12 protein-coding genes and 1 pseudogene are annotated in these 16,714 nt (G+C 40.5%); 9 read left to right on the plus strand and 4 right to left on the minus strand.

Annotation, left to right across the window (positions count from 1 at the left end):
* Positions 1–61 precede the first annotated feature (61 nt).
* Both purU and ACGF49_RS14475 read right to left on the minus strand, forming a co-directional pair.
* The gene (gene purU / locus ACGF49_RS14470; RefSeq protein WP_113041326.1) at positions 62–910 is read right to left on the minus strand and encodes a formyltetrahydrofolate deformylase; all 849 of its coding nucleotides are present in this window, start codon (positions 908–910) and stop codon (positions 62–64) included.
* Positions 911–955: 45 nt separating this feature from the next.
* A complete protein-coding gene (locus tag ACGF49_RS14475; protein ID WP_113041327.1) occupies positions 956–1,435 on the minus strand; it encodes a YchJ family protein in 480 nt (159 codons plus the stop codon).
* 157 nt (positions 1,436–1,592) lie between these two features.
* Between ACGF49_RS14475 and rssB the strand changes: the two genes are divergently transcribed.
* The 4 genes from rssB to ACGF49_RS14495 all read left to right on the plus strand — a co-directional run bounded on the left by rssB (position 1,593) and on the right by ACGF49_RS14495 (position 6,355).
* Positions 1,593–2,618: a two-component system response regulator RssB gene (rssB, locus tag ACGF49_RS14480; protein WP_113041328.1), complete on the plus strand. Its 1,026-nt coding sequence runs from the start codon at positions 1,593–1,595 to the stop codon at positions 2,616–2,618.
* A 398-nt stretch (positions 2,619–3,016) separates the two neighbouring features.
* Complete coding sequence (gene galU, locus ACGF49_RS14485) at positions 3,017–3,964, plus strand: UTP--glucose-1-phosphate uridylyltransferase GalU (protein WP_113041329.1); 948 nt, start codon at positions 3,017–3,019, stop codon at positions 3,962–3,964.
* Between the two features lie 25 nt (positions 3,965–3,989).
* A complete protein-coding gene (locus ACGF49_RS14490) occupies positions 3,990–5,333 on the plus strand; it encodes a UDP-glucose/GDP-mannose dehydrogenase family protein (protein ID WP_113041330.1) in 1,344 nt (447 codons plus the stop codon).
* Between the two features lie 8 nt (positions 5,334–5,341).
* The gene (locus tag ACGF49_RS14495) at positions 5,342–6,355 is read left to right on the plus strand and encodes an NAD-dependent epimerase (RefSeq protein ID WP_387491589.1); all 1,014 of its coding nucleotides are present in this window, start codon (positions 5,342–5,344) and stop codon (positions 6,353–6,355) included.
* Positions 6,356–6,653: 298 nt separating this feature from the next.
* On the opposite strand, the gene hns is transcribed toward ACGF49_RS14495, so the two are convergent.
* The gene (gene hns / locus ACGF49_RS14500) at positions 6,654–7,058 is read right to left on the minus strand and encodes a histone-like nucleoid-structuring protein H-NS (RefSeq protein ID WP_113041332.1); all 405 of its coding nucleotides are present in this window, start codon (positions 7,056–7,058) and stop codon (positions 6,654–6,656) included.
* Positions 7,059–7,703: 645 nt separating this feature from the next.
* Between hns and ACGF49_RS14505 the strand changes: the two genes are divergently transcribed.
* Positions 7,704–8,309, plus strand: a complete 606-nt coding sequence (locus tag ACGF49_RS14505; RefSeq protein ID WP_113041333.1) for a thymidine kinase — start codon at positions 7,704–7,706, stop codon at positions 8,307–8,309.
* Between the two features lie 130 nt (positions 8,310–8,439).
* On the opposite strand, the gene adhE is transcribed toward ACGF49_RS14505, so the two are convergent.
* A complete protein-coding gene (gene adhE / locus ACGF49_RS14510) occupies positions 8,440–11,073 on the minus strand; it encodes a bifunctional acetaldehyde-CoA/alcohol dehydrogenase (RefSeq protein ID WP_113041334.1) in 2,634 nt (877 codons plus the stop codon).
* A 424-nt stretch (positions 11,074–11,497) separates the two neighbouring features.
* On the opposite strand from adhE, the pseudogene ACGF49_RS14515 reads away from it, so the two are divergent.
* The 4 genes and pseudogenes from ACGF49_RS14515 to oppB all read left to right on the plus strand — a co-directional run.
* A pseudogene (locus ACGF49_RS14515) lies at positions 11,498–11,727 on the plus strand (MarC family protein); the annotation flags it as partial.
* A 554-nt stretch (positions 11,728–12,281) separates the two neighbouring features.
* Positions 12,282–13,919: an ABC transporter substrate-binding protein gene (locus ACGF49_RS14520; protein ID WP_349010410.1), complete on the plus strand. Its 1,638-nt coding sequence runs from the start codon at positions 12,282–12,284 to the stop codon at positions 13,917–13,919.
* A gap of 137 nt (positions 13,920–14,056) precedes the next feature.
* The gene (gene oppA, locus ACGF49_RS14525) at positions 14,057–15,697 is read left to right on the plus strand and encodes an oligopeptide ABC transporter substrate-binding protein OppA (protein ID WP_228901968.1); all 1,641 of its coding nucleotides are present in this window, start codon (positions 14,057–14,059) and stop codon (positions 15,695–15,697) included.
* 85 nt (positions 15,698–15,782) lie between these two features.
* Positions 15,783–16,703 (plus strand): oligopeptide ABC transporter permease OppB, encoded by a 921-nt coding sequence (oppB, locus tag ACGF49_RS14530; RefSeq protein ID WP_228901969.1) that lies wholly within the window; start codon positions 15,783–15,785, stop codon positions 16,701–16,703.
* Positions 16,704–16,714 lie beyond the last annotated feature (11 nt).

Genomic DNA, 16,714 nt, shown 5'->3' on the forward strand with positions numbered 1-16,714 from the left:
TATTGATCCCGTTGTGAGCAAATGAGCGGCCTGTTTGTTGGTTGCCCCAACTAATTCAGCTTTAAAGAATTACAGTACGGTTGCCGTAAACAAAAACCCGCTGAGCAAGAACCCAATATAAAGCATGGCTCAGAACATTTTTTTCAACATCCCGGCCCGCTCTCATCATATCTTCAGCCGTGTATGTGTGGTCTATGTTAATGACATTCTGAGTAATAATTGGACCTTCATCCAGATTATCATTCACATAATGCGCTGTTGCTCCGATGATTTTTACCCCTCTTTCATAAGCTTGATGATAAGGACGTGCCCCGATAAATGCCGGTAAAAAGGAGTGGTGGATGTTAATAATCTGATTTGGATAATGCTGGACAAATTCTGGTGTCAGTACTCGCATGTATTTAGCTAATACCACGTAGTCAGGTTTGTATTGGTTAATTTGTGCAATCAGTTTTTCATCGTGTTGTTCACGAGTTAAACCCTCGTGACTGATTAAATGGAAAGGAATGCCAAATTGTTCAACCAACGATTGTAATATTGCATGGTTGCCGATAACCGCCGCAATTTCAACATCAAGCCCGTCATAAGCGCTTTTCATGAGCAAATCCCCAAGACAATGCGCTTCTTTTGTCACCATAATGACAATACGCCGACGCCCCGCGCTATTTAATTCCCGTTGAGAACCCACCGGCAGTGCATCATCTAAATCAGCAAGAAATGTCTCATCATTGAAAATGCCTTCAAGCTCTGTACGCATAAAAAAGCGGCCAGTACGATGATCGACGAATTCATTATTCTGAACTATATTCAGTTGGTGTTTGTAGCAAATATTAGTAATTTTGGCGATCAGTCCTTTGGCATCAGGGCAAATAGTGCGTAAAATTTTCTTTTGTATATGTTGGTGCGGCATGAATGGGATTATCCTTAAATATTTTGCGTTTTCTGTTTATGGGTCTTAACCACAACATTTTTTGTATTTTTTACCCGAACCACATGGGCAGGGGCTATTACGGCCAATTTGAGGCTTTACACCATCAATAGGTTTTACTCCATCAATATAGTACCAACGCTGGTCTATACGAAGAAAACGTGAACGCTCATGAATAAGTTGCTTATCTTGGGATTTCTGATCAAGAAAGCAAGCTGAAAATTCAACATAGGCTTCGTTATCATTTTTGCCTTTTTCAGTGGTAATGACATGTAGTCCGAGCCACTGGGTAACAATAAAACTCTGCTCTATGTCTAAACGCCACTTTTCAGCCTGGCAGTTAGGATGCCAACTGGTAATTAGATAATCGACGTTGTGCTTTACATAGGCACTGTATCGGGAACGCATCAGTGATTCAGCAGTTTGGGCAAATTTTATGTTTTGGAGATAAGGGGAACAGCAATCCGCAAAATCTATTCCACTACCACAAGGACATAGCTCTGTCAAAATAACTCCAATTGTAAAGGGTGAAATACCATTTTTATGGGTTTTCTATTGCAAAGAAACGTAAGAGAACAAATGATAGTCACTTAATTGAACTAATATGAGTGATAGTACCTAAGAAAAGGTGAAGGTCGCAATATTAAGGTAAGGGAGCGTATTTATGGAAAAGGCATTGGCAGGCAAAAAAATTCTGATTGTGGAGGATGAACCTGTTTTTTGTTCTTTGCTGGCAGGGTATTTGCGAACGTTGGGCGCTAAGGTATTAGTCGCATCTAATGGCGCTGTCGCACTACAGGTGCTAGGACGCGAAGCTCATGTTGAACTTATTTTATGTGATTTAGATATGCCGGTCATGAATGGCATTGAATTTATTGCGAAATTGACGAATGAGGGTATTAGCATTCCAGTTATTATTATTTCAGCAACTAACAAGATGGCCGAAATTGATGAAGTGCTTCGTTTGGGTGCAAAAGATGTTTTATTAAAACCAGTGTCAGATCTTAATGAGATAAAAAAATCGGTGTTGGCCTATTTACATCCTACGGTCTTTATGTCTGGTGCGATTGAACAGAATAACTTGAATAAAGATTGGTTAACCCTAAAGCATAATTCAGATGAAGCATTAAATATGCTTAAGCAGTTGCAACCCCCAGTTTCTCAAGTGATTGCCCACTGTAAAGTCAATTACCGAAAATTAAATATGATTGATAATCCAGGATTAATTCTCGATATGGCGGCGTTATCTGACAATGAATTAGCTTTTTATTGTCTAGATATTAGCCGTTCAAAAGAGTATGGCGTGATTTCAGCATTATTACTTAGAGTCATATTTAATAGTTTGTTACAAGAGCATATCATCCACCATTCCCGACGTTTACCCAATATGGCAGGTATTCTAAATAGAATTAATAAGTTACTGGAAGGTGCAGGGTTACAAGGGCAATTTCCATTGCTGCTTGGGTATTATCATACAATCAATAAAACGGTTCTGCTCACTTCTGCGGGGTTACATGCCAGTATTAAGTCGGGTAATCGCCAAATCCAATTAGACAGTGGTGTTCCTCTTGGGACATTGAGAACGATTTGTTCGAACCAAGTTTGTTCTCATAGCGCTGAATGGCAATGTCGGATTTGGAATACAAATAGTCAAATAAATCTGATGCTTTCTTCAATGTATTCTGAGTGAATATTACCAAGGTGGAATGTTGTTTAAAATGGATTTTAAACATCAAGTCACGGTAATGTAATTAAGCAGAATGGTGATGTTTATCGAAGAGAATTAGCTGGTATACTCCGCCTATTATGCTTGGAAGTCTATCTAATCAGGCTATTTTATTTGCCGCTCTTTAGTACAAAGAGCGGATTTAGTACTGCTCAGATAAAAGTGATAACTTTTTGAGTGGTCAGAAGGGTGAACTGAACGAAGCAGTGAACTTTTGTATGCCTTGGTTCCTGTGTGCTGTTCGTGTGCGCGGTTTATTGACACAAAATAATCAGTAATAGTGATGCCTTATTAAAGAATTGGCACTGATTTTGAGTTGAAGACAGATTTGTTTTAGCCAAAAAACATCGGGAGAAAGGTTAATGCCATCAGTAGAAAAACGATCAGTAGACAAACTATCAGTAGGAAAAATAGTAAAGAAAGCTGTTATTCCAGTCGCGGGCTTGGGAACGAGGATGTTACCTGCTACGAAAGCAATTCCTAAAGAGATGTTACCTTTAGTAGATAAACCTCTTATTCAGTATGTTGTTAATGAATGTATTGCCGCTGGCATTAATGAAATTATCTTGGTAACTCATTCATCAAAAAATTCAATTGAAAACCATTTTGATACCAGTTTTGAGTTAGAAGCTATCCTTGAGAAAAGGGTGAAGCGTCAGTTATTGGACGAAGTTCAATCTATTTGTCCAAGTCATGTCACTATTATGCAAACTCGTCAGGGAATTGCTAAAGGATTAGGACATGCGGTGTTATGTGCCAAGCCTTTAATCGGTGAGGAACCTTTTGCTGTGATACTGCCTGATGTGATTCTTGATGAATACAGTACAGATCTGACTAGATATAATCTGAGCGAAATGTTGGTTCGGTATAATGAAACGGGTGCTAGTCAAATATTAGTAGAACCTGTACCTCATGAAGAAGTTTCTAGTTATGGTATTGTCGATTGTCAGGGAGAAAATCTTCAACCCGGTGACAGCAAACTCATTAAGCGCGTAGTTGAAAAACCTCAACCTAAAGAAGCACCATCAAATCTTTCCATTGTTGGCCGTTATGTGTTGTCCGAGAAAATTTGGTCATTATTAGCAAAAACAGCGCCAGGTGCCGGTGATGAAATTCAACTCACTGATGCAATCGCTATGTTAATAGAAAGGGAGCCTGTGGAAGCCTATCATTTGCAGGGTGTAAGCCATGATTGCGGTAATAAGCTTGGTTATATGCAGGCATTTGTCCGGTATGGTATGAAACATCATACTTTAGGCAAAGAGTTTACTGATTGGTTAGTGGCTTTGCAGGATCAAGCTAAAGAATAATCTTGTGGAAATTTTTAGGTATCATATGAAAGTTACAGTATTTGGTATTGGCTATGTTGGCCTGGTTCAGGCTACGGTTTTAGCTGAAGTAGGGCATGATGTCCTTTGCATTGATGTAGATGAAAATAAAGTTGAGAACCTGAAAAATGGTCAAGTCCCCATTTTTGAGCCTGGTTTAGCGCCACTGGTTAAGAAGAATTATGAAGAAGGCCGTCTGAATTTTAGTACGGATGCAAAGGCCGGTGTTGCACACGGTAAATTGCAATTTATTGCTGTCGGTACTCCTCCTGATGAAGATGGTTCAGCGGATTTGAAGTATGTGACAGCGGTTGCTCGTACTATTGCGGAACATATGGATAGCTATAAAGTTATTATTGATAAATCTACGGTTCCTGTTGGTACCGCAGATAAAGTTAATGCGGTTGTCAATGAGACTCTGCGTAAACGCAATATTGATATCCCATTTGATGTGGTTTCTAACCCGGAGTTTCTCAAAGAAGGGGCCGCTGTTGCAGATTGTATGCGCCCTGAGCGGATTATTATTGGGTGTGACAACGACAGAGTCGTTGACCTGATACGTGAGTTGTATGAGCCATTTAACCGTAATCATGATCGTATGATTGTGATGGATATCCGCAGTGCAGAACTGACTAAATATGCCGCGAACTGTATGTTGGCAACGAAAATCAGTTTTATGAATGAGATATCTAATTTAGCTGAGATGCTTGGCGCTGATATTGAGCATGTTCGTCAAGGAATTGGTTCTGATTCCCGTATTGGCTATCATTTTATCTATCCGGGCTGTGGTTATGGTGGCTCATGTTTCCCGAAAGATGTGCAGGCGTTAATTCGTACCGCAGAGCAAATTGGTTATCAGCCTAAAATTCTTCGTGCTGTGGAGCAAGTGAATGAACTGCAAAAGCATAAATTACCTTCTTTTGTAACGCGCCATTTCGGTGAAGATTTATCCGGTAAGACATTTTCTGTCTGGGGATTATCGTTCAAACCGAATACCGATGATATGCGTGAAGCATCAAGCCGTGTTTTGATGGAAGCATTATGGCAGGCCGGAGCCAAAATACAGGCTTATGATCCTGAGGCGATGCAGGAAGCTCAGCGTATTTATGGTCAGCGTGATGATTTATTATTGATGGGAACTAAAGAAGCAGCGCTTAAGGGAGCCGATGCCTTGATCATTTGTACTGAATGGCAAAGTTTTCGTGCGCCAGATTTTGATGTAATCAAAGAGTCTCTCAAAACGCCGGTTATCTTTGATGGCCGGAATCTCTATGATCCTGAACGCCTGCAATCCCGAGGTTTTACTTATTATGGGATTGGTCGTGGTGCATCCATTAATCCGGTTATCTGAGTAATACAATGAAATTCTTAGTCACAGGTGCTGCTGGTTTTATTGGCTTTCATGTGAGCCAGAGATTATTGCAAATGGGGCATGAGGTTGTGGGTATCGACAACCTTAATGACTATTATGATGTGAGTCTCAAACAAGCACGGTTAGATCTATTATTTGATAAGTCAGGTTTTAAATTTGAAAAGCTAGATTTAGCTGACAGAATAGCCATTCCCGATCTTTTTTCGCGACACCAATTTCAGCGGGTTATCCATCTGGGGGCTCAGGCGGGTGTTCGCTATTCGTTGCAAAACCCAATGGCTTACATTGATTCGAATATAATAGGGCATATCAATATCCTGGAAGGTTGCCGTCACAATAATGTTGAGCATTTATTATATTCTTCTTCTAGTTCTGTTTATGGATTAAATAGAAAGCAACCGTTTTCTACAAATGATTCAGTTGATCATCCAGTTTCACTATATGCGGCAACGAAAAAATCAGATGAATTAATGTCTCACAGTTACTCTCATCTTTATCAGTTGCCAACGACAGGCTTGCGCTTCTTTACAGTATATGGCCCGTGGGGACGTCCTGATATGGCTTTATTTAAGTTCACCAAGGCCATGTTATCAGGGCAGCCTATTGATGTTTATAACCACGGTAATATGGTTAGAGATTTTACGTATATAGATGATATCGTTGAATCAATAATCAGATTGCAAGACATCATTCCCACACCAAATGAGAGCTGGGTGGTTGAAGATGGGCAAATATCTGCCAGCTCTGCCCCTTACTGTATTTATAATATTGGTAATGGTAAACCAACTAGACTAGGTGCTTTTATTGAAGCAATAGAAGAATCATTAGGCATTCTGGCTAAGAAAAATTTTATGCCCATGCAAGATGGTGATGTTCTGTCGACCTGTGCTGATTCAAGTGACATTTTTCAAAAAATAGGGTTTGCCCCAAATACATCTGTGAAGCAGGGTGTGAAGCAGTTTGTAGAGTGGTATTTGAGTTTCTATCATAAGTCTAAATAAGATAAGGAGCCGTTGGCTCCTTATCTATTGAATCAACGACAGTGACCAGAGAGAAGTAAATAGTTGTGTCTGTTTGATTATTAATTTATCTATGCATTGGCTAAGTGAGTAACTGGCCTTGCTTTACCATAAAGAAATGATACAAAAAACGGGCAACTCGACTAAATTCTTCTCAAGGATACTTATCTCGCTTATACGATAGACGTTAATTCTTTTGTCAGCTAAGTTGTTTTATAATAAAAACACCCTTCTATTTTAAAAGGGTGTTTTTAATTAAATTAACTTGAAAAACAATGACTTAGAGTAAGAAGCTTTCCAGCGTTCTTCCTTCTTCTTCAATTGCTTTTTTGATAACAGCAGGTGTACGTCCTTGGCCAGTCCAAGTTTTAGTTTCACCGTTTGTATCAACATATTGGTATTTAGCTGGACGTGCAGGACGTTTTGCTTTACCAGCAGATTTGCCGGCGCTCATTGTCTGAAGCAATTCGCTTGGATCAATTCCTTGGTCAAGAATCATTTTACGAACTTCTTCCAATTTACGTGTACGTTCCTCTAATTCAGCTTGTACCTGACTTTCTTCTTCACGACGTTCTTCAACAACGACGGTCAGTTTTTCAAGTATTTCATCTAAGAACTCAAGTGGGCATTCTCTTGCTTGGGCTCGTAAAGTACGGATGTTATTTAGGGTTTTTAAATCGCTCATTGTCCTGGTCTCAAATTATTAATGATGATTGCGGATGTGGATATAATAATAGAATGCTATTTTATTTTCTGCAATAGTCAATTTCTCATATTCCGATAAAATAGCTCTTTTTTTTAAACGTAATTTCTTTACAAAAGTTATATAGTGCTTTTTATACAGCTATTTTGATTGTCATTCCCCAATAACATGTTCAGGGTACCTTTAACAAAGAGGAGACATGATAATCTCTCTAATTTATAAACCAGGTATATACTAAATCGGTAAGTAATTTTAACTGTTTCTTATCATACCTGATAAACCAGGATAATACTAAGTTAAAAAAAACTTATGACTAATCCATGAGTTATCGCTGATTTACTGTTACCGTTTTCTGGAAGTAAATCACGCACATTATTAATTTGCATACGATATGCAACAAATCAGACTAGCTTTCATTTTTTAATTTAAACATGAACATTTGTCATTCAAATGCGCTTTATTACTCGGCTGGTGTGATGGTGGTCATGAATCATTAAGACATCACTAAGCTAAATATTTCGGTATATCAACCAGTGTAGCTTACTGAGATGGATAATCACAACTCAAGTTTATGGTAAACTCATCTGACTATTATGGCCTTATAAATTTTGTTAAGGGGCAGGGTTGATGGCTCAACTTTATTTTTATTACTCCGCAATGAATGCTGGAAAATCGACATCCTTGTTGCAATCCTCTTATAACTATAATGAAAGAGGGATGAAAACGCTGGTTTTTACCGCGGAAATTGACACCCGGTTTGAAAATGGAAAAGTCAATTCTCGGATTGGATTATCTTCTGATGCACTTCTATTTAGTCAACAGACAGATATTGGTGAGTTGATCAGAAATGAAAATAAGCAGGCAAAAGTGCATTGTGTGCTTATTGATGAGTGCCATTTTCTCACGAAAGCACAGATTGAACAGATATGTAAGGTGACCGACTACGATGATATTCCGGTTCTTTGTTATGGGCTGAGAACTGATTTCAGAGGCGAGCTTTTCAGTGGTAGCCAGTATCTTCTAGCGTGGGCTGATAAGTTAGTTGAATTAAAAACTATTTGCTATTGTGGACGCAAAGCGAACCGTGTATTACGTTTTGATAGCGAAGGCGCGGTCATTTATGATGGCGAACAAGTTGATATCGGTGGTAATGAAAAATATGTGTCTGTTTGCCGTAAGCACTATATGGATGCTATTAGTGAGGCGAGGAAAAACAGAAAAGACAGCGTGTAATGGATAGGCTTTCTGTGAAGCGGTCGGGTGCTCTGTTTGAGAGTTTGTATTAAGAATAGAGCAGCGGTAAGTTAAAGGGAGCTGATATCAGCTCCCTTAAGTGGTATTTAATCAGTTAATAAATTTGTTCTTATTGGCTTTTTTCTGTTGCAACGGTTTCTGTAAATTCTCGTCCATAGTATGAATCCAACAGCAATTGTTTCAGCTCAGAAATCAGCGGGTAGCGCGGATTAGCACCGGTACATTGGTCGTCGAAGGCATCTTCAGATAACTTATCAATTTTTGCCAAGAAGTCAGCTTCTTGAATGCCCGCTTCACGGATAGATGTCGGGATACCTAGCTCAGACTTGAGCTCTTTCAGCCAGGCTAACAGTTTTTCAATTTTTGTGACAGTATGGTCACCAGTAGCAGATAAACCGAGATGATCGGCAATTTCAGCGTAACGACGGCGGGCCTGTGGGCGATCATATTGACTGAATGCAGTCTGTTTGGTTGGGTTATCATTAGCGTTATAACGAATAACATTACAAATCAGCAATGCGTTAGCCAGGCCATGCGGGATATGGAACTCAGAACCCAGTTTATGCGCCATAGAGTGGCATACCCCCAAGAAGGCATTAGCAAATGCAATCCCTGCAATAGTTGCTGCATTATGAACCCGTTCACGGGCAACTGGGTTAGTGGCCCCTTCATGATAGCTGGTTGGGAGGAACTCTTTCAGTAGTTTTAGCGCTTGCAGTGCTTGTCCGTCAGAGTATTCGTTTGCTAAGACTGATACATAAGCTTCCAAAGCGTGAGTGATGGCATCTAATCCACCAAAAGCACAGAGTGATTTCGGCATATCCATGACTAGATTGGCATCAACGATAGCTATATTAGGCGTCAATTCATAATCAGCCAGTGGATATTTCTGACCGGTTGCATCATCAGTGACAACGGCAAATGGTGTCACTTCAGAACCGGTGCCGGAAGTTGTGGTAATGGCGACCATTTTCGCTTTAACCCCCATTTTGGGGAATCTATAGATGCGTTTACGGATATCCATAAACCGTAGAGCTAGCTCTTCGAAATGAGTTTCAGGGTGTTCATACATCACCCACATAATTTTGGCCGCATCCATTGGGGAACCTCCCCCCAGGGCAATAATGATGTCCGGTTTGAATGAGTGCATTTGTTCCGCACCCTTACGAACAGTGCTCAGGGTAGGGTCTGCTTCAACTTCAAAGAAAACTTCTGTTTCTATCCCATGGGATTTCAGCACATCAGTGACTTGATCAGCATAACCATGATTAAATAAGAAACGGTCTGTTACGATAAAAGCGCGTTTTGCACCGTCGGTTGCAACTTCTTCTAATGCCACAGGCAGGGAGCCGCGACGGAAGTAAATTGATTTCGGAAGTTTATGCCACAGCATATTTTCTGCTCTTTTCGCCACGGTTTTGGTATTGATGAGATGTTTTGGCCCGACATTTTCAGAGATGGAATTCCCTCCCCAAGAGCCGCAACCTAGTGTCAGAGAGGGAGCAAGCTTGAAGTTGTAGAGATCACCGATACCGCCCTGAGAAGCAGGAGTATTCACGAGAATACGAGCTGTTTTCATTTTATCGCCGAAATACTTGATTCGTGCCGCCTGATTGTCCTGATCGGTATACAAGCAGGAAGTGTGACCAATTCCGCCCATTTCAACCAATCTTTCTGCCTTTTCTACGGCATCTTCAAAGCTATTGCCACGATACATAGCGAGAAGTGGAGACAATTTTTCGTGGGCAAAGGGTTCTGCTTCATCAATCAAACTCACTTCTCCAATCAAGATCTTGGTCCTTTCAGGAACATTAATGCCTGCCATTTCGGCAATTTTTGTTGCAGATTGACCAACAATTTCCGCATTTAGACTCCCGTTTTTCAGAATGATATCTTGAACAGCTTTCAGTTCCTTGCCTTGTAACAGATAACCGCCATGAGTAAAGAAACGTTTACGCATCTGATCATAAACGGCATCCACCACGATAACGGATTGTTCTGAAGCGCAAATGACGCCGTTGTCAAAGGTTTTAGACATCAGAATAGATGCGACAGCACGTTTAATATCAGCTGATTCATCAATGACAACCGGGGTGTTACCGGCACCGACGCCGATTGCGGGCTTACCAGAGCTGTACGCCGCTTTTACCATACCTGGGCCACCGGTCGCCAGGATTAGATTGATGTCTTGGTGGTGCATCAATGCATTGGAAAGTTCAACGGAGGGTTCATCAATCCAGCCAATAATATCTTTTGGCGCACCAGCGGCAACCGCAGCGGATAGAACCAATTCTGCTGCTTTGGTTGTTGCTTTTTTGGCGCGTGGGTGGGGTGAGAGAATAATACCGTTACGGGTTTTTAGGCTGATGAGGGCCTTAAAAATAGCGGTAGATGTTGGGTTGGTGGTTGGCACGATACCGCAGATTAAGCCAATAGGCTCGGCGATAGTGATGGTGCCGAATATTTTGTCCTCAGACAAAATGCCGCAGGTTTTATCATCTTTATAAGCGTTATAGATATACTCGGAAGCAAAGTGATTTTTGATTACTTTGTCTTCGACAATGCCCATACCGGATTCTGCTACGGCTAATTTTGCTAAAGGGATACGTGCATCTGCCGCTGCAAGGGCCGCTGCGCGGAAGATTTTGTCAACTTGCTCCTGAGAAAAGTTAGCAAATTCACGTTGTGCTTTTTTTACCCTGGCAACGAGTTCGTTCAGTTCAGTAACATGAGTTACAGTCATAAAGAAGTACTCCTGGAAATATTAAAAATCTTTTAATATCAATGAATAAGTATTTTTTAAACTATTTAGCTTGGTGATTTTTTGGTAGCTAAAGGTTACCATTTGGTATTAAATATATATTGATCTTAATCACATAAATCCCCAAGCTGATTCCTTTCAGCTTGGGTCAGTGATAGTTATTATTGATTGGGTTTAAATAGCGTTAAGAAGTTGAATTTTTAATCTAATAAAAATATCGGGTTAACAACTTGTTATATAAGATATTTTAAATTAAAAAATACGTTGTGGTTGATGGAAAATAGAACTTCGCCAGTATAAGGTGAAGAAAAAATTAAGTTTTCCATGATTTTTGGGAGAGCAATCATGAGAATGTTTTTAACAACACAGCGTAATTCAATAGGGGTTCTTTGTGGGTGACTTACTGCTGGATCTGCCTGACTCGATACTACGTATGTTTGGCATTTCCATTGACTCTTTTCGTATTGCCGGTGGGATTTTGGTTGTGACCATCGCGATGTCGATGATTAACGGTAAACTTGGAGAGGACAAACAGGCATTAACGTTATCACCCGAATTATGGGACTGCTATTGATGTCTTTGGGAATTGAACTGATTGTGACAGGGATCAGAGCGCTATTCCCAGGGTTGCTTTGATATGATTTACGATAAAAGGTGTTAGTTTTCATTCTAGTGAAATTACAAATTATAATATTCTTATCATTTTTATTATAAAGCCTATTTCATAGGCTTTTCTCCCTTCTTTTACCGGTACTTCCTGAATTTTATACAAATAACCTAATATTTTTCTAAATGATTCTTTCCTGTTAGTTCGATGTGTAACTGGTTGCTTCCACCACTGTTTTGTGATGAATGTAGGTTTTTAATTTGCATTGATTGCAATTTGTTAAAATTATGTTTATTTTCATCTTTGGTCTCGCTTTGTTTACTATTTTATTTAAGTTCTAAGTTAATAATGCTATATATATCAACTTGTTATAATGAACTTTGGGATGTTTTATCAATTAATGTAATAAGTCGTACTAAGTTGTTTGTAAGGATGATTTTTACAATATGAGAGCGATATTTTAACAATCGATATGATAAGTTGCCTTTAATATTTAATCCGTTACTTTGGGCTAAATAATGTGAAGATACCGGCCTTGATGGGATATGTGGAATGAACCGGTCCATCAAACTGGAGGTAAAAAATGAAGATTAAACAATTAAAATTACATAAGTTTATTTCCTGTATATTTTTATTATCAGCATTTCCTGTTACCGCCGTGTCTGCCGTTGAACTTCCAGATGGTGTGAAACTTGCGGATAAACAACAAATTATTATTAATAATGGCACCGAAGTTGCCTCGCTTGATCCACATAAAGTTGAAGGTGTACCAGAAAGCAATATTATTCTTAATCTCCTGGAAGGGTTAGTGAGGATGGGTTCTGAGGGAGAAGTTGTGCCAGGCGTTGCGACCCATTGGGAAAATCAGGATTACAAGGTATGGACTTTTTACCTGCGTGATAATGCTAAATGGAGTGATGGAACGCCCGTCACTGCCCACGATTTTGTCTATAGCTGGCAACGGTTATCTGACCCAAAAGTGGGTTCACCTTATGCCAGCTATCTTCAATATGCTTACGTTGAAAATATTAGTGATGTTCTAAAGGGTAAAAAATCGCCTGATCAGTTGGGCGTAAAAGCGCTGGATGATCATCGTTTACAGGTGACTCTGACGCATCCTGTGCCTTATTTCGTCAGTATGCTCAGTCATACGGCAATGAAACCCGTCAAAAAGGATGTGGTCGAAAAGTTAGGTAATAAATGGACGCTACCAGAAAACTATGTGGGTAATGGGGCGTATCTGTTAAAAGAGTGGGTGGTCAATGAGCGGATAGTGATCGAACGCAACCCGCAATATTGGAACAATGCAAAAACAGTTATTGATCAAGCGACGCTTTTACCCCTTCATTCCGAAACCAGTGATATAAACCGCTATCGTAGCGGAGAGATAAATATTACCAACAGCTCCATTCCGCCGAATCTGTATCAGAAAATGAAAAAAGAGCTCCCTGAACAGATTCGTGTCAGTCCTTATCTTTGTACGTTTTATTACGAAATTAACAATAAAAAACCGCCGTTTACTGATGTTAGAGTCCGCGAAGCCGTCAAATTAAGTCTCGACCGGGATATTATCGCTGGAAAAATTATGGGTCAGGGGCAAATACCGGCTTATGGTTTCACGCCAACATTTATCGGTGGTGGCGATTTCGCTAAGCCAGAATGGGCTAATTGGACACAAGAGCAACGCAATAAACGCGCCAAAGAATTGTTAGCCCAAGCCGGTTTCAATCAGGCGAATCCATTGAAGTTCACATTGTTGTACAACACCTCTGAGCAAAATAAACAACAGGCTATTGCTGCCGCTTCCATGTGGAAAAAGAATCTGGGAGCGGATGTGATTTTGCAGAATCAGGAATGGAAAACTTCTCTTGAAAGCCGCCATCAAGGGAATTATGAGGTGACCAGAGCGACCTGGTGTGCTGATTACAATGAACCTACCGCATTTTTAAACATGTTGTTGTCAGACAGCAGCAATAACACGACTTTTTATCAGAATAAAAATTTTGATAGCTATCTGGAACAGGCATTAATCGCTAAGGATGCTATTGAGCGTAAGAAATTATACCAACAAGCCGAGTTTCAATTGGATAAAGACTCGGTGCTGATTCCCGTTTATTACCGGGTGAGTGTACGGCTTGTTAGCCCATCAGTGGGAGGGTTTTCAGGGAAAGACCCATTGGATTATATGGATATTAAGCGACTGTATATGATAAAAAATTAGACAGTAGCTTTATTCAAAAGAGTTACTAGACCCTGCAAACAAAATCGTTCCTTTTGTATGCAGGTGGTAATCCACCCTTTATTTCTGGGCCGTCGGCTGATAACAAATCTGACGGTATAAAATTGGAGTAGAAAAAGATGATAAACACAACGAAAAAGAGACTACTTACTGTCAGCATCAGCGCTGCACTGAGTATGGTAATGGCGAGTCAGGTCTTTGCTGCAAAAGTGCCTGATGGTGTTCAATTAGCTGATAAACAGGTTTTAGTCCGTAATAACGGCTCTGAACCGCAATCGTTAGACCCGCATAAGATTGAAGGAGTGCCAGAATCACATTTGGCACGCGATCTGTTTGAAGGTGTTGTCATCGTTGGTCCGAATGGCGAAATTTTGCCAGGTTCTGCGACCAGTTGGGAAAATAAAGACTTTACCGTCTGGACATTCCATATGCGTAAAGATGCTAAGTGGTCTAATGGTGATCCTGTCACGGCTCATGATTTTGTTTACAGTTGGCAACGTCTGGCCGATCCTAATACTGCTTCTCCCTATGAAAGTTACCTCCAGTATGCCCATATCACCAATATTGATGACATCATCAGTGGTAAAAAGAAACCAGATACTTTGGGAGTAAAGGCGCTGGATGACTATACATTGCAGCTTACATTGAGCGAAGCGGTTCCTTATCTGCCAAGACTTTTAGCCCACTCTTCAATGTCACCGGTGCATAAAGCCACGGTAGAAAAATATGGCGAAAAATGGACTCAGCCACAGAGTTTTGTCGGTAATGGGGCTTATAAACTGAAAAATTGGGTAGTTAACGAACGTATTGTGATGGAACGCAGTCCGACATACTGGGATAACAAGAATACCGTTATTGATCAGGTTACTTTCTTGCCAATTTCGTCAGAGGTCACGGATGTCAACCGCTATCGCAGTGGTGAAATTGATATGAGTCATACTAATTTACCGATTGAGCTATTCCAGAAACTGAAAAAAGAGATCCCGAACGAGCTGCACATTAACCCACAATTATGTACTTATTATTACGAAATTAATAACGAAAAACCCCCATTTAATGATCCCCGCGTTCGTACCGCACTGAAACTGTCTATGGACCGCGACATTGTGACCAATAAAGTAAAAGCACAGGGTGATATCCCGGCTTCTGGTTATACACCGCCGGTCACAGATGGTATGAAAGAGATGAAACCAGTGTGGTTTACTGGTTGGAGTCAGGAACAACGCAATCAGGAAGCCAAAAAATTACTGGCTGAAGCCGGTTATACTAAAGACAATCCACTGAAGTTTAACCTGCTTTATAACACCTCTGATCTACATAAAAAAATTGCAATCGCCGTAGCTTCAATCTGGAAGAAAAATTTGGGTGTTGATGTTCGTTTAGAAAACCAAGAGTGGAAAACTTTCCTTGATACTCGACATCAAGGGAATTATGACGTAGCCCGTGCTGGCTGGTGTGCCGATTACAACGAACCTTCTTCATTCCTGAATTCAATGCTTTCTTATAGTAGTAATAACACGGCTCATTATAAGAGTGATGAGTTTGATAAGCTGATGAAACAATCTCTGAAAGTGGCAACAGATGATGAACGTGCTGCTGTTTACCAGCAAGCAGAAGCGCAGTTAGATAAAGATTCGGCTATTGTCCCTCTCTATTACTATGTAAATACCCGGTTAGTGAAGCCCTATGTTGGTGGCTATACAGGAAAAGATCCTTTGGATAATTTACACACCAAAGATTTTTATATTATCAAACAATAATCGTTGTAAAGCAGCCCGGAAAGGGCTGCTTTAGTGTCAAATTATTTTAAGGCCAGGGTTAAGGGCCAATACATAGGAACGGGCAATGCTTAAGTTTATTCTACGCCGTTGTTTAGAGGCTATCCCGACACTTTTTATTCTTATCACTATTTCGTTTTTCATGATGCGGTTGGCACCAGGTAGCCCATTTACCGGTGAGCGGAAATTGCCACCAGAAGTGATGGCAAACATTGAAGCGAAATATCATTTGAATGACCCAATTTATAAACAATATTTTGATTACTTAATTCAACTCACTAAAGGAGATTTTGGGCCTTCGTTTAAATATAAGGACTACACCGTTAATGATCTGGTCGCCGTGGCATTTCCGGTATCTGCCAGGTTAGGTGCTGCGGCATTTATTATGGCAGTTGTGTTGGGGGTCAGCGCCGGGGTTATTGCCGCACTTAATCAAAATACCAAATGGGATTATACGGTTATGGGGTTCGCCATGACGGGGGTTGTTATCCCGGGGTTTGTCGTAGCGCCGTTACTGGTGCTGGGGTTCGCTATTCATCTTAAATGGTTGCCGGGAGGCGGCTGGAATGGCGGTGCGCCTAAATATATGATTTTACCGATGGTAGCACTCTCTTTGGCCTATATCGCTAGTATCTCCCGTATTACCCGTAGTTCGATGATAGAAGTGTTGCACTCTAACTTTATTCGTACTGCGCGAGCCAAAGGGTTGCCATTGCGCATCATTATTTTCCGTCATGCTTTAAAGCCCGCATTGTTGCCGGTTATCTCTTATATGGGGCCTGCTTTTGTCGGCATTATTACTGGTTCGATGGTGATTGAAACGATCTTTGGGTTGCCGGGAATAGGGCAGTTGTTTGTTAATGGCGCATTAAACCGTGACTATTCGTTAGTGTTAAGTCTGACTATTTTAGTTGGTAGTTTGACTATTCTGTTCAATGCGATTGTTGATGTGTTGTACGCGGTTATCGATCCGAAGATTCGTTATTAAGATTGGAGCAC

The organism is Photorhabdus sp. RM96S, assembly GCF_042879335.1.
In the GTDB taxonomy this organism is placed as follows: Bacteria; Pseudomonadota; Gammaproteobacteria; order Enterobacterales; family Enterobacteriaceae; genus Photorhabdus; species Photorhabdus kayaii.

Coding starts and splice junctions, on each gene's coding strand:
- purU (WP_113041326.1), bottom strand. CDS start 910: ATGCCGCACCAACATATACAAAAGAAAATTTTACGCACTATTTGCCCT.
- rssB (WP_113041328.1), top strand. CDS start 1,593: ATGGAAAAGGCATTGGCAGGCAAAAAAATTCTGATTGTGGAGGATGAA.
- galU (WP_113041329.1), top strand. CDS start 3,017: ATGCCATCAGTAGAAAAACGATCAGTAGACAAACTATCAGTAGGAAAA.
- ACGF49_RS14490 (WP_113041330.1), top strand. CDS start 3,990: ATGAAAGTTACAGTATTTGGTATTGGCTATGTTGGCCTGGTTCAGGCT.
- ACGF49_RS14495 (WP_387491589.1), top strand. CDS start 5,342: ATGAAATTCTTAGTCACAGGTGCTGCTGGTTTTATTGGCTTTCATGTG.
- hns (WP_113041332.1), bottom strand. CDS start 7,058: ATGAGCGATTTAAAAACCCTAAATAACATCCGTACTTTACGAGCCCAA.
- ACGF49_RS14505 (WP_113041333.1), top strand. CDS start 7,704: ATGGCTCAACTTTATTTTTATTACTCCGCAATGAATGCTGGAAAATCG.
- adhE (WP_113041334.1), bottom strand. CDS start 11,073: ATGACTGTAACTCATGTTACTGAACTGAACGAACTCGTTGCCAGGGTA.
- ACGF49_RS14520 (WP_349010410.1), top strand. CDS start 12,282: ATGAAGATTAAACAATTAAAATTACATAAGTTTATTTCCTGTATATTT.
- oppA (WP_228901968.1), top strand. CDS start 14,057: ATGATAAACACAACGAAAAAGAGACTACTTACTGTCAGCATCAGCGCT.
- oppB (WP_228901969.1), top strand. CDS start 15,783: ATGCTTAAGTTTATTCTACGCCGTTGTTTAGAGGCTATCCCGACACTT.